Source organism: Streptomyces showdoensis, from assembly GCF_039535475.1.
Taxonomy (GTDB): domain Bacteria; phylum Actinomycetota; class Actinomycetes; order Streptomycetales; family Streptomycetaceae; genus Streptomyces; species Streptomyces showdoensis.
The window spans coordinates 628,274-652,248 of the sequence record NZ_BAAAXG010000028.1; the positions used below are offsets into that span (position 1 = coordinate 628,274).

General features: G+C 72.7%; 17 protein-coding genes. 7 read left to right on the top strand and 10 right to left on the bottom strand.

Translation table 11 applies throughout. The features are described from left to right. Positions 1 to 15: 15 nt before the first annotated feature. The 4 genes from ABD981_RS37475 to ABD981_RS37490 all read left to right on the top strand — a co-directional run bounded on the left by ABD981_RS37475 (position 16) and on the right by ABD981_RS37490 (position 4,928). Positions 16 to 3,288 carry a sensor histidine kinase gene (locus ABD981_RS37475; protein ID WP_046905432.1) on the top strand — a complete coding sequence of 1,091 codons (3,273 nt, stop codon included), beginning with the start codon at positions 16 to 18 and terminating at the stop codon, positions 3,286 to 3,288. Positions 3,289 to 3,298: 10 nt separating this feature from the next. Then, complete coding sequence (locus tag ABD981_RS37480; RefSeq protein WP_005311461.1) at positions 3,299 to 3,712, top strand: roadblock/LC7 domain-containing protein; 414 nt, start codon at positions 3,299 to 3,301, stop codon at positions 3,710 to 3,712. A 93-nt stretch (positions 3,713 to 3,805) separates the two neighbouring features. After that, positions 3,806 to 4,366 carry a DUF742 domain-containing protein gene (locus ABD981_RS37485; RefSeq protein WP_046905431.1) on the top strand — a complete coding sequence of 187 codons (561 nt, stop codon included), beginning with the start codon at positions 3,806 to 3,808 and terminating at the stop codon, positions 4,364 to 4,366. Next, entirely contained in the window at positions 4,347 to 4,928 is a 582-nt protein-coding gene (locus ABD981_RS37490) for a GTP-binding protein (protein WP_046905430.1), read from the top strand. Before ABD981_RS37485 ends, ABD981_RS37490 begins: the two co-directional genes overlap by 20 nt. A 233-nt stretch (positions 4,929 to 5,161) precedes the next feature. Here the strand turns inward: ABD981_RS37490 and ABD981_RS37495 are convergent, their stop codons facing one another. From ABD981_RS37495 to ABD981_RS37515, 5 genes are all read right to left on the bottom strand, one after another. Continuing rightward, entirely contained in the window at positions 5,162 to 5,368 is a 207-nt protein-coding gene (locus ABD981_RS37495; protein WP_046905429.1) for an acyl-CoA carboxylase subunit epsilon, read from the bottom strand. A 15-nt stretch (positions 5,369 to 5,383) separates the two neighbouring features. Then, positions 5,384 to 6,967, bottom strand: coding sequence for an acyl-CoA carboxylase subunit beta (locus tag ABD981_RS37500; protein ID WP_046905428.1), 1,584 nt, complete (start codon positions 6,965 to 6,967; stop codon positions 5,384 to 5,386). A gap of 143 nt (positions 6,968 to 7,110) precedes the next feature. Continuing rightward, positions 7,111 to 9,477 (bottom strand): polysaccharide lyase 8 family protein, encoded by a 2,367-nt coding sequence (locus ABD981_RS37505; protein WP_046905427.1) that lies wholly within the window; start codon positions 9,475 to 9,477, stop codon positions 7,111 to 7,113. A 111-nt stretch (positions 9,478 to 9,588) separates the two neighbouring features. Further along, entirely contained in the window at positions 9,589 to 13,476 is a 3,888-nt protein-coding gene (locus tag ABD981_RS37510) for an endo-alpha-N-acetylgalactosaminidase family protein (RefSeq protein WP_046905426.1), read from the bottom strand. 106 nt (positions 13,477 to 13,582) lie between these two features. Next, complete coding sequence (locus ABD981_RS37515) at positions 13,583 to 14,107, bottom strand: hypothetical protein (RefSeq protein ID WP_046905425.1); 525 nt, start codon at positions 14,105 to 14,107, stop codon at positions 13,583 to 13,585. 251 nt (positions 14,108 to 14,358) lie between these two features. Here ABD981_RS37515 and ABD981_RS37520 point away from each other — a divergent pair, with 251 nt between their 5' ends. Beyond that, positions 14,359 to 14,976, top strand: coding sequence for a YceI family protein (locus tag ABD981_RS37520; protein WP_046905424.1), 618 nt, complete (start codon positions 14,359 to 14,361; stop codon positions 14,974 to 14,976). A gap of 137 nt (positions 14,977 to 15,113) precedes the next feature. Further along, a complete protein-coding gene (gene dnaN / locus ABD981_RS37525; RefSeq protein WP_046905550.1) occupies positions 15,114 to 16,235 on the top strand; it encodes a DNA polymerase III subunit beta in 1,122 nt (373 codons plus the stop codon). Positions 16,236 to 16,273: 38 nt separating this feature from the next. Here dnaN and ABD981_RS37530 read toward each other — a convergent pair whose 3' ends face one another. Together ABD981_RS37530 and cimA are read right to left on the bottom strand one after the other, a co-directional pair. Beyond that, positions 16,274 to 17,629, bottom strand: coding sequence for a hypothetical protein (locus ABD981_RS37530; RefSeq protein WP_046905423.1), 1,356 nt, complete (start codon positions 17,627 to 17,629; stop codon positions 16,274 to 16,276). A gap of 43 nt (positions 17,630 to 17,672) precedes the next feature. Continuing rightward, entirely contained in the window at positions 17,673 to 19,289 is a 1,617-nt protein-coding gene (cimA, locus tag ABD981_RS37535; protein ID WP_046905422.1) for a citramalate synthase, read from the bottom strand. 522 nt (positions 19,290 to 19,811) lie between these two features. On the opposite strand from cimA, the gene ABD981_RS37540 reads away from it, so the two are divergent. Next, positions 19,812 to 20,564, top strand: coding sequence for a hypothetical protein (locus ABD981_RS37540; RefSeq protein WP_123954082.1), 753 nt, complete (start codon positions 19,812 to 19,814; stop codon positions 20,562 to 20,564). 120 nt (positions 20,565 to 20,684) lie between these two features. Here the strand turns inward: ABD981_RS37540 and ABD981_RS37545 are convergent, their stop codons facing one another. The 3 genes from ABD981_RS37545 to ABD981_RS37555 all read right to left on the bottom strand — a co-directional run bounded on the left by ABD981_RS37545 (position 20,685) and on the right by ABD981_RS37555 (position 23,943). Then, positions 20,685 to 22,019: an MFS transporter gene (locus ABD981_RS37545; protein ID WP_046905421.1), complete on the bottom strand. Its 1,335-nt coding sequence runs from the start codon at positions 22,017 to 22,019 to the stop codon at positions 20,685 to 20,687. Positions 22,020 to 22,094: 75 nt separating this feature from the next. Then, the gene (locus ABD981_RS37550; RefSeq protein ID WP_046905420.1) at positions 22,095 to 22,640 is read right to left on the bottom strand and encodes a TetR/AcrR family transcriptional regulator; all 546 of its coding nucleotides are present in this window, start codon (positions 22,638 to 22,640) and stop codon (positions 22,095 to 22,097) included. A 286-nt stretch (positions 22,641 to 22,926) separates the two neighbouring features. Continuing rightward, positions 22,927 to 23,943, bottom strand: coding sequence for an agmatine deiminase family protein (locus ABD981_RS37555; RefSeq protein WP_046905419.1), 1,017 nt, complete (start codon positions 23,941 to 23,943; stop codon positions 22,927 to 22,929). Positions 23,944 to 23,975 lie beyond the last annotated feature (32 nt).

Consider the following 23,975-nt stretch of genomic DNA (forward strand, 5'->3'; position numbering starts at 1 on the left):
GAGGTTGTTGGTCGAGTGAGGCGAAGCAAGGAAAGCTCCGCGGAGCAGCAGACGCGGGGCAACTTCACGCCGCCGTCGCGCGCGGCGATGCCGCCCGCGGACGAGCCCGTGACGCCCCCGGCCCCGAGCCGCAAGGGCAGCTCCAGCAAGCTGTCCCCGCGCAACTGGCGCGTGCCCACCAGGCTGAACGCGATCCTGCTCATACCCGTGCTCGTCGGTCTGGTCATGGGCGGCTTCCAGGTGAAGTCCTCCATCGACACCTGGTCGGAGGCACAGGACGCCGAGAAGACGGCGCTCATCGTGCGCGCCGCCTCGGAGTACGGCCAGGCGCTGCTCGACGAGCGCGACCTCACCGCCGCTCCCCTGCTCAAGGCCAAGACCGCCGAGGACCGCCAGAGCGACGAGGTGGCCCGGGCCTACGCGGCCACCGACGCCGCCAAGGTGAAGTTCGACGAGGCCGTCAAGAACATGCCCAGCGGGCAGGGCCTGGAGCGCCGCCTCAAGCTCTTCCGGGACTCCGAGCCCAAGCTGGAGGCGCTGCGCAAGGTCGCCTACACCCGCTCGCTCGACCCGGTGAACACCCAGCTCGGCTACACGGGCATCCAGCACTACCTGATGGAGTTCTCCAACGAGCTCGGTCTGGGCACCGGCAACATCACCAGCTACGGCCGTACGGTCTACGCGATCCAGCTCGCGAAGGCCGCCGAGTCGCTGCAGCGGTCGATCGGCACCCAGCTCCTCGTGCGTCCCTCCAAGAAGGACGACGTCTTCGCACAGCAGTCGGTTGCGTTCAACTCGTACAACTATCTGGAGCAGATCGCCCTGGGCGAGTTCCAGTCCGGTGGTACCGAGGCCGACGTCGAGCGGCTGAAGAAGGTCATGGCCGGCAAGGCCGCCGAGGGCGCCAAGAAGATGTCGGTCGCCGGCATCGAGCTGCCCAAGGGCAAGGACGACTCCGTCTACACCGGCGTGGCCCAGCTGATCGGCTCCGCCAAGGACCCCGAGGCGCTCGCCGCCCTCAAGGCCCAGGGCATCACGCCCGAGACCTGGATGGCCGTCTCCACCGGCAAGTTCGACGGCTACACCGAGGTCGAGAAGGAGCTCGTCGACAAGGCCGTGACCGAGGCCGCCGACATCTCCGACAGCGCCCAGACCGACGCGTACGTCAACGGCGGCATCGTCGTGATCGCCCTGCTCACCGCCTTCATCCTGGCCGGCATGATGGCCCGGCAGATGAGCCGCTCGATGCGCGAGCTGCGCACCGCCGCCTTCGGCATCGCCGAGCAGCGCCTGCCGATGCTGGTCGACCAGCTGTCCCGGACCGAGCCCGGCCGGGTCGACACCCGCGTGCAGCCCATCCCGATCGACTCCCAGGACGAGATCGGCGAGGTCGCCCGCGCCTTCGACCAGGTGCACCGCGAGGCCGTCCGGCTCGCCGCCGAGCAGGCCATGCTCCGGGGCAACGTCAACGCGATCTTCACCAACCTCTCGCGCCGCAACCAGTCGCTGATCGAGGGCCAGCTGACCCTCATCACCGACCTGGAGAACAACGAGGCCGACCCGGACCAGCTGGAGAACCTCTTCAAGCTGGACCACCTGGCCACCCGTATGCGCCGCAACGGCGAGAACCTCCTGGTCCTCGCCGGCGAGGAGCCCGGCCGCCGCTGGGACCAGCCGGTCCCGCTGGTCGACGTCATGCGCGCCGCCTCCTCCGAGGTGGAGCAGTACGAGCGCATCGAGCTGGCCGGCGTGCCGGACGCCGAGATCCACGGCCAGGCCGTGACCGACCTCGTGCACCTGCTCGCCGAGCTCCTGGAGAACGCCACCACGTTCTCCTCCCCGCAGACCAAGGTCCGCGTCACCGCCACCCGGCTGCCCGACGGCCGCGTGATGGTCGAGATCCACGACAAGGGCATCGGCCTCACCGCCGAGGACTTCGCGGACATCAACCACAAGCTGGCCAACCCGCCGACCGTGGACGCCGCCGTCTCGCAGCGCATGGGCCTCTTCGTGGTCGGCCGCCTCGCCGACCGGCACGGCATCCGCGTCCAGCTGCGCCCCTCGGGCGAGCAGGCCGGCACCACCTCGCTGGTCATGCTGCCGGACGCGATCACGCACGGCGGTGGCGGCGAGCAGCCGCTCCAGGACGACTTCACCGTCTCCCAGATGATCCCGCAGCAGCAGCACTCGGCCTTCGAGGCCCCGCAGCAGCAGCTGCAGCCGATGCGGACCGCGGCCGAGCTCGGCTTCGACGACTCCCGCTACGAGCAGCCGGCCGACGAGCAGCAGCTCGACCCGGTCAACCGCTCGCTGCAGCGCGACGAGCGCCGCGCGGCCCTGGAGGCCCAGGTGCAGCACGGGGACAACCCGCTGTACCGGGACGAGACCGGGTCCGCCGCCGGGCAGCAGGGCTTCCTGCCGCAGGAGCAGGGGCAGGGGCAGGTCCCGCAGGAGCAGCCGTACGCCGGGGACTACCCGACCGCCGAGTACCCGCCCGCCGGGTACCCCGCGGAGTACCCGCAGGACCAGAACGGCTTCGGCTACGCTCCGCAGGGCTACGAGGAGCAGCAGGGCCAGCAGGGCCACCCGGGATACGAGCAGCCCGTGGACGGCTACCGCGACCAGGCGTATGCGGAAGCCGCCTACGACGGTCAGCCGACCGGCCACTCGGCGTACGAGAACAGCTACGAACCCCCGGCCCACCAGGGTGACTGGCCCCAGCAGTCGGCGTACCAGAACGGTTACGCGCAGGAGTTCGGGACCGAATCGGAATCTGCCCAGGCCGCTCCCGAACAGGCCCCCGAGCGCGTAGGCTTCGACCGTCCGGGTCCCACGCAGAGTCCCACCCCGGACACCGGCCACGCACTGACCGACGCCGGTCTGCCGCGCCGCGGCAGCGTCGCCCCGCAGGCGCCGCAGACCCCGCAGGCAGCGCAGCAGCCCGCGCCGCCGGCCCAGCCCGCGCAGCCGGTCGCCGAAGCAGCCGAAGGCACCGAGGACTGGCGCTCCGCCAACGACGAGCGCTGGTCCCGGGCAGAGAAGCTCCGCGACCCGAAGGCGGGCGGGGTCACCCCCTCCGGCCTTCCCCGGCGGGTCCCCAAGGCCAACCTGGTCGAGGGATCGGCGGAGCACACCCCGCAGGGCGGCCCCCAGGTCTCCCGCGCACCCGAGGACGTACGGGGCAGGTTGAGCAACCTGCGCCGCGGCGTCCAGCAGGGACGCAACGCGGGGACGGACACGAACGGATCGGGCCTCGGCCCGGGTAGTACCTACAACCAGGAGCGTTAGTGTGAGCCCGATGAGCCAGGCGGCGCAGAATCTGAACTGGTTGATCACCAACTTCGTGGACAACACCCCCGGGGTGTCCCACACGGTGGTGGTCTCCGCCGACGGACTCCTGCTCGCGATGTCCGAGGGGTTCCCCCGGGACCGTGCCGACCAGCTGGCGGCCGTCGCCTCCGGACTGACCTCGCTGACCGCGGGCGCGTCCCGGATCTTCGAGGGCGGCGCGGTCAACCAGACCGTGGTGGAGATGGAGCGCGGCTTCCTCTTCATCATGTCGATCTCGGACGGTTCCTCGCTGGCCGTGCTGGCCCACCCCGAGGCCGACATCGGTCTGGTGGGCTACGAGATGGCACTGCTCGTCGACCGTGCGGGAAGCGTCCTGACTCCTGACCTCCGGGCGGAGCTTCAGGGAAGTCTTCTCAACTAACAGACAGACAGTGCGTTTCTCGTCACCGCACCGTAGGGTGCGGTGGCGCGGTTCCAAGGGACATGGGGCCGCGAGGCAGTAGGAGGAGGAGACGTGGGAACACCCCCGGGCAGTAGCCCCTACAACGGTTTCGACGCGCACCGGGCGCCGCAGGGCGACCCTGCGCAGAACCGGTTCAACTTTCCCTCCACGCCGAGCAGACACGGCGCCCAGCAGCCCTACCAGCAGCAGCCCCAGCCCTCCCCCGCCGGCAGCCCGAGCGCGTCCACCGCGCCGGGCCACCGGTCGGGCGGTCAGGGCGGCTCGGGCGGGCACAACCCGCTCGTACGTCCGTATGCGATGACCGGCGGCCGGACCCGGCCGCGCTACCAGCTCGCCATCGAGGCGCTGGTGAGCACGACGGCCGATCCGTCCCGGCTGCAGGGGCAGTTGCCCGAGCACCAGCGGATCTGCCGGCTGTGCTTCGAGATCAAGTCGGTCGCGGAGATCTCGGCCCTTCTCTCCATCCCCCTCGGCGTTGCCCGGATTCTCGTCGCCGACCTGGCGGAGGCCGGACTTGTCGCCATCCACCAGCCCGGCGGCGACGAGGCCGCCGGCGGTCAGCCAGACGTGACACTGCTCGAAAGGGTGCTCAGTGGACTTCGCAAGCTCTAACGGCGGCGCGGCCCGTTCAACCACCAGCGCGAAGATCGTGGTGGCGGGTGGCTTCGGCGTGGGCAAGACCACGTTCGTCGGCGCGGTCTCGGAGATCAACCCGCTGCGAACCGAGGCCGTGATGACGTCCGCTTCGGCGGGCATCGACGACCTCACCCACACGGGCGACAAGACGACGACGACTGTCGCCATGGACTTCGGCCGCATCACCCTGGACCAGGACCTGATCCTGTACCTGTTCGGCACGCCCGGCCAGGACCGCTTCTGGTTCATGTGGGACGACCTGGTCCGCGGCGCCATCGGCGCCGTCGTGCTGGTCGACACCCGGCGCCTCGCCGACTGCTTCCCCGCGGTCGACTACTTCGAGAACTCGGGTCTGCCCTTCGTCATCGCCCTCAACGGCTTCGACGGGCACCAGCCGTACAACCCGGAGGAGGTCCGCGAGGCCCTCCAGATCGGGCCCGACACCCCGATCATCACCACCGACGCCCGCCACCGCGCGGACGCCAAGAGCGCGCTCATCACCCTGGTCGAGCACGCCCTCATGGCGCGACTGCGGTAACCGTCCCGACGGGCCGAGGCAACGAGGAGGCCCCGCACACCGGATCCGGTGTGCGGGGCCTCCTCGTCGTTCGCGTCGGGGTCGTGGGCGTGCAGGGCGGTCCGGTCGGGCCGGCTCCGCTCCGGTATCAGCGCGTCGATCGTCGGCATCGGGCGATGCCATGCCCCGGCGACGCCGGAGGGCCCCCGGTCTCCTCTCGGGAACCGGGGGCCCTCCGGGTGGTGCGGTGGGCGTCAGCGCCAGCTGTGCGGGGCGCGGAAGCCGTTCTCGCGCTCCAGGCGGCGCCAGCCGGCCGTGGAGCGGCCGTGGTGGGCGGCCGTGCTCTCCTCGGGCTGGGCCGCGGCGCGGGCCAGCAGGACCGCGGTGATCGCGGCCAGCTCCTCGGGGTCGGCGTGGCCCTTCTCGACGCGGAGAAGGTTGGCTGTGGCAGGCGTGGTCACTTCGGTGGGCTCCTCTTACTGAGGCGGGTTGCCGTGCTTGCGGGACGGCAGGTCGGCGTGCTTGGTGCGGAGCATCGCGAGGGACTTGGCCAGCACCTCGCGGGTCTCGGCGGGGTCGATGACGTCGTCGACCAGGCCGCGCTCCGCGGCGTAGTACGGGTGCATGAGCTCCGCCTTGTACTCCTTGACCATGCGCGCGCGCATGGCCTCGGGGTCCTCGGCCTCCGCGATCTGCTTGCGGAAGATCACGTTGGCGGCGCCTTCGGCACCCATCACCGCGATTTCGTTGGTGGGCCAGGCGTACGTCAGGTCGGCTCCGATGGACTGGGAGTCCATGACGATGTAGGCGCCGCCGTACGCCTTGCGCAGGATCAGCGAGATCCGGGGCACGGTCGCGTTGCAGTACGCGTACAGCAGCTTCGCGCCGTGGCGGATGATTCCACCGTGCTCCTGGTCGACGCCGGGCAGGAAGCCGGGGACGTCCAGAAGAGTGATGATCGGGATGTTGAAGGCGTCGCACATCTGCACGAAGCGGGCGGCCTTCTCGGAGGCCTCGATGTCGAGCACGCCGGCCAGCGACTGGGGCTGGTTGGCGACGATGCCGACGACCTGGCCGTCGAGCCGGGCCAGGGCGCAGATGATGTTGCGGGCCCAGCGCTCGTGGACCTCCAGGTAGTCGCCGTCGTCGACGAGCTCCTCGATGACCTTGTGCATGTCGTACGGGCGGTTGCCGTCGGCGGGCACGAGGTCGAGCAGCACGTCGGAGCGGCGGTCGGCCGGGTCCTCGGAGGCGACGGTCGGCGGGTTCTCGCGGTTGTTCTGCGGGAGCATCGACAGGAGGTAGCGCACCTCGGCGATGCAGGTCTCCTCGTCGTCGTACGCGAAGTGCGCGACGCCGGAGGTCTCGGCGTGCACGTCGGCGCCGCCGAGGCCGTTCTGGGTGATCTCCTCGCCGGTGACCGCCTTGACGACGTCCGGGCCGGTGATGAACATCTGCGAGGTCTCGCGGACCATGAAGACGAAGTCGGTCAGGGCGGGGCTGTAGGCCGCGCCGCCGGCGCACGGGCCGAGCATCACCGAGATCTGCGGGATGACGCCCGAGGCGCGGGTGTTGCGCTGGAAGATGCCGCCGTAGCCGGCGAGGGCGGAGACGCCCTCCTGGATGCGGGCGCCGGCGCCGTCGTTCAGGGAGACCAGCGGGGCGCCGGCCGCGATGGCCATGTCCATGATCTTGTGGATCTTGGTGGCGTGTGCCTCGCCGAGGGCGCCGCCGAAGATCCGGAAGTCGTGCGCGTAGACGAAGACCGTGCGGCCGTCGACCGTGCCCCAGCCGGTGATGACACCGTCGGTGTAGGGCTTCTTGGCCTCCAGGCCGAAGCCGCTGGCGCGGTGCCGGCGGAGCTGCTCGACCTCCTGGAAGGAACCCGCGTCGAGCAGCAGCTCGATGCGCTCGCGAGCGGTCAGCTTGCCCTTGGCGTGCTGGGCCTCGGTCGCTCGGTCACTCGGGCCACGCCGAGCCTGCTCGCGCAGCTCGTGCAGCTCGGCCACACGGCCGCGGGCGTCAGCGGGCTCGCTCGGGATCTGGTCCACAACGGTCATGTACCGACCCTACGAACTCATCCTGGGAAACCCCGCCGTCGACTCCGTACAGTCTCCCGTGTCGAATCCTGGTGGGGCCTGACAGAACCTGCGCCCCACCAGGCCGAGTCAACAGCCAGACACCCCCGGTGATTGTGGGGTTCCTACAGCAGCACATCGCAACGGTGGGTGGCCCCCGCGGTACCGGGGGTGATCCGCAGCCGCAGACCCGGGCCGGTGGCGAGCACCTCCACCGAGGCGTCGCGGGCGGTCACCGCGCGCACCGGCCGGTCCCAGACCAGCTCGAACGGCTGCCCCGACCGGACCGGCTCGCTCACCCGCAGCGTCACCGTGGCACGGCACCGCCGCATCAGCACGCTGGCGGGCGCGGAGACGGTCAGCTTCTCCACCGTACCGGCCTGCCAGAAGGAGGCCGCCGTCAGCCCGAGCGAGGGCACGGAGACCGCCTGCCGGGCCGCGTCGTTGGCGAGGACGCGCAGCCAGCCGGGGTCGGCGGCGCGGGCGGCCAGGGTGCGCGCCGAGGCCCCCGGCATCAGCAGGTAGACGTACGAGGCTCCCGCCGGGTCGGTGCCGTGGTCCAGCCAGAGGGTCTGGTAGCGGCGGGTGCGGCGCTCGGTGGAGCTGGTCGTGTTGATGTCGCTCCAGGCGCCGGTGCGGTCCTCCCGCAGGGTGCGCAGCTCCCCCGTTCCGGCCGGGAGGACCCAGCCGCCGTGGCCCTCGAGGTGGGCCCAGCCGTCGCCGGTGGTGAAGGCCTCGGTGCCGCCCTCGCCGAGCAGCCGGTTGTCCACGATCGTCTCGACCGGGACGCCGTCGCGCGCGGTGATCCCGGCGCCCAGGCAGATGACGGTGTCGGCGGCGCAGAACCAGGACTTGCGGGCCTCCAGGGTGGAGCCGAGGCCCTTGAGGTGCTGGCCCACCGCGGCGAACTCGCCGTCGGTGGCGCCGCCGACCCACTTCACGGCCGGCCGGGCCGCACCCCACTCCCCGCCGGCCCGGTCGGCGAGGCGCTTGGTGGAGACGGTGGTGCCGGGCAGCCGGTAGGGGTCGACGGTGGGCCAGAACCAGTCGGTGTACTGGTCGCCCCGGCCGCCGGTCCACCAGGAGAGCATGCCGGCGCCGGTGTGCCAGCCGCGCGGGTGCTCGCCGTTGCCGCACTCGTAGTGGGCGATGCGCTCGGAGGCCATGGCGATGTTGGCGGCCCAGCCGGGGCGGCGGTGGACGGCCCGGTCCATGGCGGCGAAGAGGCGGTGCCCGGTGGGTTCGGGCGCGGCGGGGGCGGGGGCGGCGGCGATGGCGTGCAGCCGGGCGAGGTCGGCGACGCCGAACTGCCGGGCGGCGAGGACCGGGGAGACGGTGTCGCGCTCGATCCAGCCCTTCACGCGCGCGTGCCAGCGGGTGCGCTCGGCCGGGCTCGCGCCGCCGGCGAGCAGGGCGATGGCGGCGATGAGGCCCTGGCCGTGGAAGTGGTCGGAGCGCATGATCCGTCGCTCGTCGTTCTTCAGGTAACCGCGGCTGACGGCACGCCCGTTGACGCTGTCCATCATCAGGCCGTCGTAGAGGAGGGGCGCGTAGGCGTGCTCGACGCTGTCGAGGATGATCTGCCGGTGGGGGTCGGTGACCTCCCAGGTGGATCCGGCGAGCAGGGTGAAGAGCCGGCCGAGGCCGTCGAGCATCACCTGGCCGTAGGTGCCGGAGTAGGCGACCCAGGTGTGCTGGACGAAGGAGCCGTCGGCGTAGAGGCCGTCGCTCTTGGTGACGTACGGGAAGACCGGGGAGAGGGCGTCGCGGGCGAGGGCCAGCTTGGCGGGGTCGGCGCCGAGCACGCCGCGCAGGGCGACCGAGCGGCACAGGTCGACGCGGTTGGCGCCGGTGGAGGTGCCGGTGTAGGAGCCGATCGCGGAGTCCGGGACGAAGTGGTCGACGGCGGCGCAGGCGGCGGCGATCCGGTCGGCGCCGAGCAGCGGGTGGAGGGCGGCGACGATGTCCATGAGGAGGCGCGGGGCGCCGATCTGCCACTCCCACCAGTTGCCGTAGCGGGTGGTGGTGGCGTTGTAGACCCGCTCGGAGAGGTGGTCGAGGCCGCGCAGGACGTCGGCGAGGAGGGCGGGGTCGCCGGTGGAGCCGGTGCCGTCCTGGACGTACGCCTGGGTCATCGTCCACAGCCGGCCGTAGCCCTGGGTGATGCCGGCCGGCGGGTCGAAGGGGGCGTCGGGCCACAGGGAGTTCGCGGCGGGCGCCATGGTGCTCCGGAAGCCGCGGGCGAGGGTGCCGGTCTCGGCGAGCCGGGAGGCGTAGGGCTCGGCCCCGGCGTCATAGCCGGAGCCGAGCTGGAGGTCGAGCCAGCGGCGGCGCAGCGTCTCGAACTCGTCGGCCGCGCCCTCGGCGGCCCGGGCGCCGTCGGCGGCCTCGGCCGCCCGGGCGTACGGCGCGAGGGCGAGGGCCGCCGCGGCACCGGAGCCGGCGCCGAGGAAGGTGCGGCGGGACCAGCCGCTTGCGAAGGGGACGGACACGGGAGCCTCCCGGGGGAAGGGGGTGGGGACCGGTTGGCGCCCGGTCTAACATCCGTCGCCCGACGCAATCAATGAGCACTGCAAACGCTTTCTATCTTGCTGTGCCTGCGCTCAGCCGCAGTGGAAGCGCGCGTTCCCCCAGTCCGCGTGGTCGTTGCCGTTGCCGTCGCCGCCGTCCCCGACGACCAGGTCCACGTAGGCGGCCCCGGTCACGTCGGCGGTGAGCGGCCAGGCGGAGTCCGCCGCCTTGAGGACCGGGGAGAGGACCTTCTCCGTCCCGTCGGCGAGCACCGAGAAGCGGACGGAGCCGCGGCTCGTCTGGACGTCGTCCACGCCCACCTCGGCGGTGAAGGAGGTGCAGCGGCCGCCCAGGTAGTAGCGGACCCGGGCCGGGGCGTGGCTGCCGAGGCCCTTGGCGTAGGTCACTCCCCCGATCCGCAGCGGGCTGCCGTCACCGGTGCCGGTCTCGCCGTTGGACAGGTCCTTCTCGACGGGTCCCCAGCCGTTGGCGGCCGAGGCCCAGTCGAGGTCGCTGGCCCAGCTGTCGGCGGTGGGCGGCGGCGGCAGGGTGCGGACGGTGGTGGCGGCGGTCAGCTTCCGGGGGCCGCCGCCGAGCCCGTACGTGACGGTGGCGCCCAGCTCGTACGGCCGGTAGGCGGCGTCCACCGGTGGGGTGACCCGCCAGGTGGCGGTGGTGGTGGCGCCGGGCGCGACCGCGGCGAGGGCGAGGGGCGCGGCGGGCTCGGCGGTCCAGCCCTCGGGGAGGCTGAGCGTGGCCCGGGCGCCGGAGACCTCGGTGGCCTCGTCGTTGCCGAAGGTGGCGGTGACGGTGTTCGCGCGGCCCGGCTCCAGGGTCTCGGGCGCGCCGAGGCCGAGGGTGCCGCAGGCGGGGCGCTCGGCGGCCGGGCCGAGGTCGGTGACGGTGAAGCGGTCGAGCACGAAGTCGGCGCCGTCGGGGGCGTCGGCGCGCTTGCGCAGACCCGTCCAGGTGTCGCCGCAGCCGGCGGTGACGGTCTCGGTGAAGTGCCCGGTCGTGCGCTGCTGCCCGAGCGGCGTGCGGCGGGTCTCGACGGGGGCGCCCGGTCCGTTCAGGCGGTCGTAGCCGGTGATCCACTCGTAGGCGCCGGCGTGGCTGGACTGGTAGTCGAACTCGACGCGGTAGCTGCGGCCGTCCTTCATCGGGACGGTCCAGGGGGCGGTCCGGTAGACCAGGCCGCTGTTCTCGTCGTGGGACTTGAGGGACTCGGCACCGCCGTCCCCCGTGCCGAGGACGTCGTCGACGAGCTTCCCGTTCCAGCCGGCCTGGGTGTACGGGGCGTGCAGCTGGGCGATGTGGGTGCGCGGGTCGGTGGTGCCGCCCGCGTCGCCCTTGAGGAAGGGGCCCCAGCCCTGGTCGACGGCCTCGAAGTCCTCGTACACGAGGGCGCCGGGCCGGGTCGCGGGCGCGTCGGCCACGATCCGGACGTCGTCCAGGCGGACGGCGGCGGACGGGCCGCCGGCCGCCTCGATCCTCAGCAGGGTGCGGCCGCCGGCCGGGGCGGTGAAGGTGACCTTGGCGCGCTGGAAGCGGGTGCCGTTCCAGTCGGAGGCGGCGACCCGGTCCTCCAGGGCGGAGCGCTCGACGGTGACGGAGGCGCCGCCGGCGGAGAGCGTGGTCGGCCGGGTCTTCCCCGCCTCGACCTCGATCAGTGCGGAGGCGGTGTAGCGGGCGCCGGGCGTCAGACCGCCGATCCGCCGGCTCACGGAGGCGGCGGCGGGCCCGCCGAGCCGGGCGCTGTTGCGGCCCTGGTCGTCGGTGTCGCGGGTGACGCTGCCGGTCTTCGTCCAGGAGCGGAGCGCGGCGTCGTTGAAGCCGGGGTCCTCGACGGGGGTGCCCTGGCCCCAGCGGGGGGCGCGCTGCGCGGGAGCCCGGTCCGGGTAGAGGACGTAGGGCTGTCCGGCGACGGCGTCGAGGGTGAGCCGGCCGTCGACGGGCCGGACGGTGCCGGTCTTCACGCGCCCGTTGTCGGTGAGCTTGTAGACGGTGTACGAGCCGGTGCCGGGAACGGCCCAACTCGTCGTCCCTCCGGACCTGTCGTAGTGGTACAGCTTGTCGCCGCCGTCCCAGGGCAGCAGGTAGGCGTCGCCGTCGAGGACCTTGCGGCCGTGCTCGTAGAAGGTGCGGCGGCCGTCCTCGACGGTGCCGCGGACCCCGCCGGTGAAGGTGATGTCGTTGCCGTCCCAGCGGGTGATCCGCTGCCGCTGGAGGTACTTGGCGGGGAGGTTGCGCTGCCAGATGTTGGCGGTGAAGGCGGTGTAGTCGGTCTCGCCGGTCCAGCCCTCGAAGTCGACCAGGGCGGTCTGGCCGAGGACCGGGTGGTCGTTCCAGACGTCCTTCTCGCCGTTGCGGATGAAGCGGATGATCTGCGAGTTGAGGCCCTTGTTGGTGGCGCCGCCGTAGTCGAGGTCGTTGGCCCAGTGGGACCACAGGGAGGACCGCTCGAACTTCTCGGACCACTCGGTGGCGACGTTCCACCCCTGGGCCCGCACGGCCTGCATCGTCTTGTCGGCGATCCAGCCGTGGGTGTAGTAGACGTCTATGTACAGGGTGGACAGGTTGGCGTCGGTCTCGTCCCTGAGCTGCTGGAGGCGGCGGGCCAGGTCGCCGCTGTTCACGTCCCGGCGCTGGTCGATGTAGTAGCTCTGGTTGAGCCAGTTCCAGCCGGGCTTGGTCCTGTCGACCAGGGTCTCGCTGAAGTTCTTCGCCTCGGGGTACGACTCGGTGGCGTTGATGTGGACGCCGAAGTCCGCGCCCCACTTCCGGCCTTCCTTCAGCAGGGTGTTGAGGTCGTCGAGGCCGCCCGCGCGCTTGTTGTAGTTGCCGCCGTAGTCGGGGTGGGCGGAGTCGTGGCCCTCGGATCCGTACCCCTTGAGCAGGGCGAACTGGCCGAGCCCGTCGGTGGCGAGCGAGATCCGCTTGACGTCGTCGAGGGTGCGCAGGAAGGGGTGGGTGGCCTGGGAGGCGAAGTTGAAGGGGATGTGGGCGACCACCCGGTCCGGGGTCCCCTCGCTGCCCGGGGCCTTGACGCCGATGGTGCGGAAGGCGACGGCGCCGTCCTGCCAGTCGGTGCGGCCGTCGCCGTTGGCGTCGGGGGTGACCACGACCTTCGCCCAGGGCAGGGCGTCGCCGCTCTCGGGCGCGGGGGCGCCGGCGCCGCGGTAGGTCCACTGGCCGGACCAGACGCCGACGCGGGTCTCGCCGCCGGACTTCCGGGCCTGGTGCCAGAAGCGGGCGCCGTCGCGGGCGGAGGGGCCGGCGGGCTTGTCGTAGGAGGAGTTGGACTCGACGGCGGCGGCGAGCCGCCCGGTGCTGACGATCGCGTACGAGGCGCCGACGGCGCCCGGATCGGCCGGGGTGGCGTCGGTGACCTGCGCGAAGACGTCGGCGGTCCGGGTGGAGTCGGGGTCGAGCCGGGTGAACGCGGTCGCGGCGCCGGGGTCGGCGGAGCCGACGGAGACCAGGTCGTGGCCCGGGATGTCGAGGGTGCCGACCCGGAAGGCCTCGGTGTCGCGGACCGCGGTCACCCGGAAGGTGGTGGCCCGGCCGCTGACGCTCAGCCGGGCGTCGATCTCCACCCCCGGCAGGTCGGGGAAGGCGAGCGTGTACGTGGCGGAGTCGCGGCGCAGCACGGGGGCGCCGGTGGCCCGGACGGCGTGGGCCGTGCCGTTGAGGACGACCTGGGTGACGGGGGCGGTGCTGCCGAGCAGCCGGGCGCCGGTGGCCCGGTCGGTGTACGAGAGGACGCGCGGGAAGTCGTCGGCGACGGCGACGGCGAGCGGGCCGGACCGGATGACCGCGGTGCCCGCGGCGGGCTCGGCGGACGCGGCGGCCGTCGCGTGGAGGTCGTCGGTGCCGGCGCGGGCCGGTCCGGCGAGGGCGAGGACGGCGGAGGTGGCGGCGGCCAGCGCACAGACCGTGCGCAGCCGCCGCGCGGCGGAGGGAGGGTGTGGGTGCGACATGCGCACCAGTTGGCCCGGGTCGGCGGAGCAGCGTCAACGAGATCGTCCGCCGACGGCCCCGCCAGTCCAACAACCCCCTCCGGTTAGTCCAAGTGGAGCCGGGGGCTCAGCAGCCGCCGCAGTTGTAGAAGGTCACGTCCCAGTGGTTGCCCTCGTCGGCGTAGATGTTGCCGGCGCCGGACTTCCACTGCGGGGCGCCGTCGCCGCGCAGGCCGATGTAGGTGAACGTGTTCTTCACGTAGTTGGTGACGCAGGTGGCCTTGCCGAAGTCCAGCTTGTAGCCGTTCCAGTGCGAGTAGGTGCCGCTCGCGTGGCCGGTCTCGGTGCCGCCGGTGATGTTCAGGGCGCAGCCGCTGGCGCTCTTGAGGGTCTGGGCGCCCTGGGCGGTGGCGAGGTTGAGCTGCTCGAAGGACGTACACGTGGAGTTGTTGCGGTCCGAGCAGTTGCCCGACGAGGACCAGGTGATCCCGGAGGAGCGGAACATCGAGGTCGCCGTGGCGTGGCTGATCTTGGTGACCGTCGCCGCGGCGTGGGCGTCGCCGGCGGTGGACAGGGCGCCGAAGCCGGGGGCGAAGAGGGCGCCGAGGACCAGGGCGAGGGCGGTGAGCGCGGAGCGGTAGCGGTGCTTCATGCGGGGTGCCTCCTGCGGATGACCGTGACGGTTGGGGACGGCTGTGCAGGTGGTGCGGTGGCGCTGATGCGCAGACCGATGGTGCCGCAGTTCTACGCGCGTCCGCCAGAGGGCGTCGGGGCCGCGCGGGTGAACATCTTCCGCAGATGTTGAAAGTTGAACGGAATAGGTCTACAGTCATTCTCGTTGAAGGTTCAACAACACGGAAACCGGCACCACCCCCGGCCGGGAATCTGATCAAGGAGCACGTCATGGGCATCTTCAGCCGCAAGAACAACGAGACCGCCACCGCCACCGCCGTCGCGACCCTCCCGGTGGACCCGGCCCTCGCCGCCCTGACCGGCGACTACACGATCGACCCGGCCCACAGCAGCATCGGTTTCACCGTCCGCCACGCCATGGTCACCAACGTGCGCGGCACCTTCGCGGAGCACGAGGGCTCGCTGAAGCTGGACGGCGCCGACCCGGCCTCCTCCACGGCCGTCATCGACGTCAGGATCGCCTCCATCGACACCGGCATCGCCGACCGTGACGGGCACCTGCGCAGCGGCGACTTCTTCGACGCCGACCAGTTCCCGCTGATGAGCTTCCGCTCCACGCAGGCCGAGCAGCTGGGCGGCGACAAGTACCGCATCACCGGCGACCTGACCATCAAGGACGTCACCAAGCCGCTCGCCATCGACCTGGAGTTCAACGGCACCGCGACCGACGTCTACGGCAACGAGCGGGTCGGCTTCGAGGGCAACGCCGAGATCCTGCGCTCCGAGTGGGGCCTGACCTGGAACGCGGCCCTGGAGACCGGCGGCGTCATGGTCAGCGACAAGGTCAAGCTGAACTTCGACATCTCCGCCATCAAGAACGCCGCCTGATCCCCCGGGGCCCCGCCCCGGCGCGGCCGACCGGCCTGGAACACGAGCGCGCCCGCCTCTCCGCCCCGCGGAAGGCGGGCGCTCGGCGTTCCCGGCCCGGAACCCCGTTGTCAGTGGCGGCCGCTAGCGTCGGCGGCATGGAATTCCGTATCGACAGCGGCCTGTTGACCGAAGCCGTGGCCTGGGCGGCCCGGGTGCTGCCCGTCCGCTCCCCCGTGCCCGTCCTCGGCGGCCTGCTCCTGGAGGCCGCGGACGGCGGACTGCGCGTCTCCGGTCTCGACTACGAGGCCTCCGCCCGGATCGAGGTGGAGGCCGACACCCTGCGGGACGGCCGCGCCCTGGTGCTCGGGCGGCGGCTGCTCGACATCTGCAAGGTGCTGCCGGCCGGGCCGGTGGCCTGCGCCGTCGACGGGGCCCGGCTCTCGGTGACCGGCGGCGACGCCCGGTTCGGCCTCTCGCTGCTGCCGCTGGACGACTACCCGGCCCCGCCCGCGCTGCCCGCCCTGCGCGGCACGGTGGACGCCGACGCCTTCGCGGCGGCCGTCGGGCACGTGGCGGTGGCGGCCGGCCGGGACGACGCGCTTCCGGTGCTCACGGGGATACGGCTCGGCCTGGACGGCACGACGATGACCTTGGCCGCGACGGACCGCTACCGGTACGCGGTGCGCACCCTGGAGTGGCGGCCGGAGCGGGCGCCCGGGGCCCCGGGGCAGCCCGGCGCGGAGGCCGCCGACGTGGTGGTGCCGGCCCGACGGCTCACCGAGATCGCCCGCTCGCTCGCGGGCACGGGACCGCTCCGGCTCGCCCTCGACCACGGCTCCATCGGCTTCGAGAGCGAGGGCATGCGGACCACCACCCGGCTCCTGGACGGGCGGCTGCCCCGGCACGACAAGCTCTTCGCCCTCGGCGAGCACGCGGTCGCGGTCACCGGGCGGGCCCCGCTGGTCGAGGCGGTCAAGCGGGTCGCGGTGGTGGCCGAGGGCGACAGCCCCGTCCAGCTGACCTTCGACGGGACCGGCGTGCACCTCCAGGCGGGGTACGAGGACGACGTCGCCTCCCAGCGGCTGCCCGCCGCGCTCACCGGCGCCGAGTCGCTGACGGTCGCCTTCAACCCGGGCTATCTGCTCGACGCCCTGAGCTCCTTCGACGCCGCGGAGCTGCACCTCCAGCTGCTCGGCCCGGGCCAGCGGGCGCTCGTCACGGACGGGGAGGGCGGGAGCCACCGCCATCTGCTGATGTCGGTGAAGCCCCTGGTCTGACGGAGGCCCCCCGTGGTGCGGACCCGCGGCGCGGGGGGTCAGAAGCCGCCGCCGCCGTCGAAGCCGCCGCCCCCGTCGAAACCACCGCCCCCGTCGAAGCCGCCGAAGTCGCTCGAACCGAAGTCGCTCGAACCGAAGTCGGCTCCGGAGACGTCGCCGCCCTGGAAGTCCGCGCCGCCGTACTCGGCGGCGTAGGCCGGGGTGGAGAGCATCGAGCCGAGCATGGTGCCGACGAGCAGGCCCGGCAGGATCCCGCCGCCGAAGTAGCCGCCCGCCCAGGGTCCGTACGCGGGTCCCGCCTCCCAGTAGGGGCGGCGCCCGCCGTCGGTCTCGACGGTGCGGGCCTGCGGGTCGAGCCCGTCGTCCAGGCGGGCCGCGTCGGCGGCGCAGACCGGGACCTCGCGGGCGGCGCCGCCGGCCGGGGTCCAGGTGCGGTCCGCGGTGGAGGGCCCGTGGCGCGGGTCGAAGAAGCAGGGTGCGCGCCGCTCGGGCGGCTGCCGGCCCTCGCGGCGGGCGGCGAGCACGGCGAGCGAGTAGCGCCCGTCCTCCAGGGCCTGGGTGACCCCGCGCACGTCGTGCGGGCGGGTGGCCGCGCCCATCAGCGACTTGGCCCGGTCGTAGGAGTCGAGGGCGCGCTCGTAGTCGCCGCGCATGGCGTCGTCGGCGCCGGCCTCGGCGGGGTGGAAGTCGAGCCGCTCCAGCTCCTCGCCGAAGGCGGTGATGTCCTCGTCGACGACGACCCGCAGCTTGTCGAGGGCGGCGCGCTCCTCGGCCTCCCTGCGGAGCCGCTTGCGGCGGGAGGCCGTCCAGAGCCCGGCGCCGACGCCCACGACCACCAGGCCGAGGATGACCAGGCCCGCGACGGGGACGCCGGAGCCGCTGCCGGAGGTGCCGGCAGCGCCCCAGGAGGCGGGGGCGGAGCCGCGCATCGTGGGCAGCGCCTGGTCGACGAAGTTGTTCAGCTCGGTCTTGGCGTCGACGCCGGGCTGCCGCACGTCGGTGACGAGGTTGCGGACGGCGTCGCCGGACAACACGGAGCGGTCGGCGGCGGCGTTGAAGCCGTCACCGAGGCGGACGGCGTAGAGCCCTGTCACGCCGGTCTCGGTGCGCAGGTTGCGCAGCAGGTTCTCCGGCGGGAACTGCGCGTTCGCCGGGAGCACCGCCACGAAGAGCGGCTTGTCCGCGTCCTTGATCTTCTTGGCGAGGGCGTCGGCGTCGGCCTTCGACAGCTGCGCGGCGGCCCCCGGGTCCACGTACACCGGCCCCTGTTTCAGGGCCGCGGCGGCCTCGGAGAGGCCCGTGGCCCTGGCCCCCGCGGACGGGGCCAGGGCCAAGAGCAGGAGCAGCGTCAGCCCGGCGAGGGCCGACCACACGGATATCGCCCTGGTCCTCATGGTTCGACGCTACCCGAACAGCATCGAACAGGACATAGAGGGGCTATTCGGCCGGGTCGATGCCCGCCCGGAGCAGGCCGTAGGTGAAGGCGTCCTCCAGGGCGTGCCAGGAGGCGGCGATGACGTTCCCGCCCACGCCGACGGTCGACCACTCGGTGTTGCCGTCGCTGGTGGTCACCAGGACCCGGGTGGTGGACTCGGTGCCGTGGCGGCCCTCCAGGATGCGGACCTTGTAGTCGACCAGGCCGAACTTGGCGAGCGGCGGGTAGATGCGCTCCAGGGCCACCCGGATGGCCCGGTCGAGGGCGTTGACGGGGCCGTTGCCCTCGGCGGTGGCGACGATCCGCTCTCCCTTGGCCCACAGCTTCACGGTGGCCTCGTTGGCGTGGGTGCCGTCCGGGCGGTCCTCGACGATGGCCCGCCAGGACTCGGTGCGGAAGTAGCGGCGCGGCCGGCCCTCGACCTCCTCGCGGAGCAGCAGCTCGAAGGAGGCGTCGGCGGCCTCGTACGTGTAGCCCTTGAGCTCGCGCTCCTTGACCCGCTCGACCACCCGGGCGACCAGCGCGCGGTCGCCGCCCAGGTCGACGCCGAGCTCCTTGCCCTTGAGCTCGATGGAGGCGCGGCCGGCCATGTCGGAGACCAGCATCCGCATGGTGTTGCCGACCAGCTCGGGGTCGATGTGCTGGTAGAGGTCGGGGTCCACCTTGATGGCGGAGGCGTGCAGGCCCGCCTTGTGCGCGAAGGCGGAGACGCCCACGTACGGCTGGTGGGTGGAGGGGGTGAGGTTCACGACCTCGGCGATGGCGTGCGAGATGCGGGTCATCTCGGGGAGGGCGCCGTCGGGCAGCACCTTCTTGCCGTACTTGAGCTCCAGGGCCGCGACGACGGGGAAGAGGTTGGCGTTGCCGACCCGCTCGCCGTAGCCGTTGGCGGTGCACTGGACGTGGGTGGCGCCGGCGTCGACGGCGGCGAGGGTGTTGGCGACGGCGCAGCCGGTGTCGTCCTGGGCGTGGATGCCGAGCCGGGCGCCGGTGTCGGCGAGGACGGTGGCGACGACGGCCTGGATCTGGGCGGGCAGCATGCCGCCGTTGGTGTCGCAGAGGATGACGACGTCGGCGCCGGCCTCGTGCGCGGCGCGGACGACGTCCTTGGCGTAGCCGGGGTTGGCCTTGTAGCCGTCGAAGAAGTGCTCGCAGTCGACGAAGACCCGGCGACCCTGGGCGCGCAGGTGGGAGACGGTGTCGCGGACCATCTCCAGGTTCTCTTCGAGGGTGGTGCGCAGGGCGAGCTCGACGTGCCGGTCGTGCGACTTGGCGACGAGGGTGATCACCGGGGCGCCGGAGTCGAGCAGCGCCTTGACCTGCGGGTCCTCGGCGGCACGGCCGCCGGCCCGGCGGGTGGCGCCGAAGGCGACCAGCTGCGCGTTCTTGAACGCGATCTCCTGCCGGGCGCGGGCGAAGAACTCGGTGTCGCGCGGGTTGGCGCCGGGCCAGCCGCCCTCGATGAAGCCGACGCCGAAGTCGTCGAGGTGCCGCGCGATCGTCAGCTTGTCCGCGACGGTGAGGTTGATTCCTTCGCGCTGGGCCCCGTCGCGCAGCGTCGTGTCGAAGACATGGAAGCTGTCGCCGAGGCGCGGGCTCTCGCCGTTCTCCGTGGTCATGACTGTGATGGCTCCTGTCGGATGTGGCTCCGGAAGTCTGGATCCACTTGCCCCCATTCTCACGCGCGGTCCGTTTTCGGCGGTGGTGGGGCCGGAAAACGAAAAAACCCCTCGCGGGTGCGAGAGGTCTGCGCGCGGGTCTGGGGCACGGTGTCCGCCTGCGTGGGGGTTGGTCCACGCGTCAGCGGCCACTGCGGACCGGCGCGCTGCTGCCGATAATCATCGTGGTAGCAAGCACGCCCGCAGTCTGCCACAGCCGGGCGGGTGACAGGGGCGCGGTCTCAGCATGCGGGCGGGCGGTCCGTGGGACGGATCATCCGCGTGAGCACCCGACCTCCTTCCGGACCGCCCGGCGGGCCGCCCAGCGGTCCGCTCCATCCGCCCCCGCCGCCGGAACCGGGGCCCGGCGGCGGCCGTGACAGCGGGGGCGGCACGCAACCCCCGTCCCCCGGACCCCCGGGCCCTCCCGGTCCTCAGGAGCCGCCCGGCTACGAGCCCCCGCCGGGCGGCCGCCGCCGGCTGGTGCTGCTCGTCGCGGGCGGGGCGCTCGCGGCGGCGAGCCTGACGGTCGCCCTGGTGGCGCTGCTGCGGGGCGGCGACGAGAGCGGCTCGCCTTCCGTGACGGCGACCGGCGCGAGCGGGTCCCCTTCCTCGGCGCCGCCGGCCGACTCCCCCGCCGCCCGCGCCCGGGCGCACGCGCTGGCCCTGCGGGTGGTCCTGGCGCCGGAGGACTGGGCGCCCGGCTATCGGCGGGCCGATCCGTACGAGCAGGACCCGGCGAGCGAGTACGAGGTGTCGAAGTCCTGCCAGGGCTTCACCCAGGCGAACCGGTCGGGCACCCTGGCCGCGGTCTCCCGGGCGGTGACGGACCCGAGGTCGAGCCTCACCCTCACCGGGATCACCGACGTCCGGGTGTTCGCGGACACGAGGACGGCCGAGCTGTTCCTGGCCGACGCCCGGGACACCATCCACCGCTGCCCGGCGCAGCAGTCGGGCACGTCGCGCTGGTCGGGGGTCCAGGAGGCCACGGAACCCACGGTGACCGGCTTCGACGAGGTGACGGCGGAGGAGGGCACCCAGACCGCCGACGCCGACGGCAAGCGGACCGACTACCCCTACGTCGCCTACACCGGCCGCTCGGGCGACACCGTGCTGAGCGTGATCGCCTACGAGACCCGGGCCGACGTGAAGTCCCTGGCCCCGGAGGCCACGGCCGCCCTGCAGAAGCTGCAGCGGCGGCTGGCGAGCGCCCGCGGCGGGGCGACCGGCTCCTGACGGACGACCGCCGGGCCCCGGCACGCACCGTCAGGCACCGTCAGGCACCGGCGCGCAGCGTCAGGCACCGCCGAGCACCGGCGCGCACCGTCAGGCACCGCCGAGCCCCGCCGCACCCCGTCAGGCCGCGGGGGCGGACGCCTTCTCCGGCCCGTCGGCGCGCTGCGTCGGCACCGCGCGGCCGACCCGGCCCAGGTCGATGTCGCGGGTCTCGCGCATCGTGAGGTAGACGATGAGCGAGACGGCCGCGCAGCCCGCCACGTACCAGAAGAAGCCGGACTCGATCCCCGCGTCCTTGAACCAGAGCGCCACGTACTCGGCCGTGCCGCCGAAGAGGGCGTTGGCGATGGCGTACGGCAGGGCGACGCCGAGGGCGCGGATGCCGGTCGGGAAGAGCTCGGCCTTCACGCAGGCGTTGATCGAGGTGTAGCCGGTGACGACGACCAGGGCGAGCAGGGAGAGGCCGAGGGCCGGCCAGAAGGAGCCCGCGTGCCGGAGCATCGTCAGGATCGGGACGGTCAGCAGGGTGGAGCCGACCGCGAAGGTGATGAGCAGCGGGCGGCGGCCGACCCGGTCGGAGAGCCGGCCGGCGAGCGGCTGGAGGCAGGCGAAGACGATCAGCGCGCAGAAGGAGACCAGGGTGGCGGTCTGCTTGGGCAGTCCGGCGGAGTTGGACAGGTACTTCGTCAGGTAGGTGGTGTACGTGTAGTAGGCCACGGTGCCGCCCATGGTGAGCGCGATGACGAGGAAGGCCTCGCGCCGGTGCGCCCAGAGCGCCTTGAGGGTGCCCTTCTCGCCCTGCGCGACCCCGTCGTCGGCGGTCTCCTCGTACACCTCCGTCTCCAGCATGGAGCGGCGCAGGTAGAAGACGACGGCCGCGCCGAGGGCGCCGACGATGAAGGGGATGCGCCAGCCCCAGCTGTGCAGGGCCTCGGCGGACATGGTGCGCTGGAGGACGATCTGGAGGCCCAGGCCCAGGATCTGGCCGGCCGTCATCGACACGTACTGGAAGCTGGAGGCGAAGCCGCGGTGGTCGGGGGCGGAGGCCTCGGTGAGGTAGGTGGCGCTGGCGGCGTACTCGCCGCCGACGGACAGTCCCTGCAGGAGGCGGGCGACGAGGAGGACGGCGGCGCCCCCGTATCCGGCGACGGCGTAGGTGGGGGCGACGGCGATGAGGACGGCCGAGGCGGACATCAGCGTCACGGTGAGGGTCAGCGCGGTCTTGCGGCCCTTGCGGTCGCCGACCCGGCCGAGCAGCCAGCCGCCGACCGGGCGCATGAAGAAGCCGACGGCGAAGATGCCGGCGGTGTTCATGAGCTTGGCGGTGTCGTTGCCCTCGGGGAAGAACGCCCCCGCGAAGTAGGTCGCGAAGCTCGCGTAGACGAACCAGTCGAACCACTCGACCATGTTGCCGGCCGACCCGACCCAGATCTTCTTCCAGTGCTCTCGTCCCATGGGCAGGAACCGTGCCGGAGGAAGCGCGTCCCCAACAAGGCCGTACCGCGCAACGATCGGGAGTACTTACGTTCCTTAAGATCGCGCGATCAGGGTTTGCTCGACGAACTCCCTTACGTGGCACAGGACTTGCTCCCGTCCGGTGCCGGGGATGCCGACGGCCACGTGGACGCTGAAGCCGTCCAGGAGGGCCCGCATCCGGTGCGCGAACCGGTCCGGGTCGACGGTCCGGAACTCCCCGCGCGACACCCCTTCGGCCAGGATCGCGACGAGGTCCCGGTGCCAGGCCCCCTCGATGGCGGCCTGCCGGGCGCGGGCGTCGTCGTCGGCGTTCTGCGAGCGGTTCCAGACCTCCAGCCACAGCGTCCAGTGCGGATCGCGAGGGCCCGCGGGCACGTACACGTCGATGTAGCCGTCGAGCCGCTCGCGGGCGCTCCCCGGCCGGGACAGCAGGGCGCTGCGCTCGGCCCCGAGCCGTCCCTCACTCCACTCCAGGGTGCGCAGCAGCAGCTCGTCCTTGGTGCGGAAGTAGTAGAGCAGGTGCCCGCTGCTCATCCCGACCTGCCGCCCGAGCCCGGCCATGGTCAGCCCGTCGAGCCCGCGCTCGGCGATGGTGTCCATGGCGGCGGCCAGGACGTCCTCGCGGGGCGGGGCGGCCTGGTTGCGGCGGCGCGGATGAGGGGTGGGATCGCTGCTCTGACTCACTCGTACGTTCTACATGATCGGGCCGCCGGGGCCTTCCCCTGGGGAATGAGGGGGAACGTGGAGGAATGGGGGGCGGGGCGGCCGGATTCGAACCGGCGTCCTCCGAGATGATGTCGCGGCGCACTACCTCTGTGCTACGACCCCGCCTTGGTGATCACCTTAAGGGGCTCCGGGGAGCCGCCTCGACGGGTTTTCCGCCCGCTCAGACCGCCGGCTGCTGCTGGGTGATGCAGTGGATGCCCCCGCCGCCCGCGAAGATCGTCCGGGCGTCCACCAGGACGACCTCGCGCTCCGGGAACAGGCCGCGGAAGATCCGGGCCGCCACCTCGTCGTTCGGGTCGTCGAAGGCGCACAGGACGACGCCGCCGTTGCACAGGTAGTGGTTGATGTACGAGTAGTCGACCCAGTCGCCCTCCTCGCCCTTCAGGACGGTCGGGGCCGGGACCTCGATGACCTCCAGGGGGCGGCCCTGGGCGTCGGTCTGACCGCGCAGCAGGTTCACGTAGAGGCGGGAGCGCTCGTGGTCCGGGTGCGCCGGGTCCTGCTGGCTGTGGACCAGCACGGTGCCGGGGCGGGCGAAGGCGGCGACGATGTCGACGTGGCCCTGGGTGCCGTACAGCCCGTAGTCGCCGGCCAGGCCGTGCGGGAGCCAGATCGCCTTGGTGGTGCCCAGCTTCGCGTGGATCTCCTCCTCGACCTGGAGACGGGTCCACTCGGGGTTGCGGCCCGAGCCCAGCTGGACGGTGTCGGTGAGGAGGACCGTGCCCTCGCCGTCGACGTGGATGGCGCCGCCCTCGTTGACGAGCGGGGAGGAAAGGACCGGGACGCCGGCCGCGTCGGCGACATGGCGGGCGATCTTGGAGTCGTGCTCCCAACGGGCCCAGTCCTGGCCGCCCCAGCCGTTGAACACCCAGTCGACCGCCGCCAGCCGGGTGCCGTCGGTGACGAAGGTCGGGCCGATGTCGCGCATCCAGGCGTCGTCGAGGTCGCGCTCGACGAGCTCGACGTCCTCGCCGAGCAGCGCGCGGGCGGACTCGGCGTCGCCGGGGGCGACGACCACGGTGACCGGCTCGAAGCGGCGCACGGCACGGGCCACCGAGCCCCAGGCGGCGCGGGCCTCGGCCAGCTCCTCGGGGTTGGTGAAGGTCGGGTTGGGGCTGGGCCAGGCCATCCAGGTGCGCTCGTGGCGGGTCCACTCGGCGGGCATGCGGTACGTCATGGGCTGCGGTCCTAGCTGGTCAGGGGAGGGAG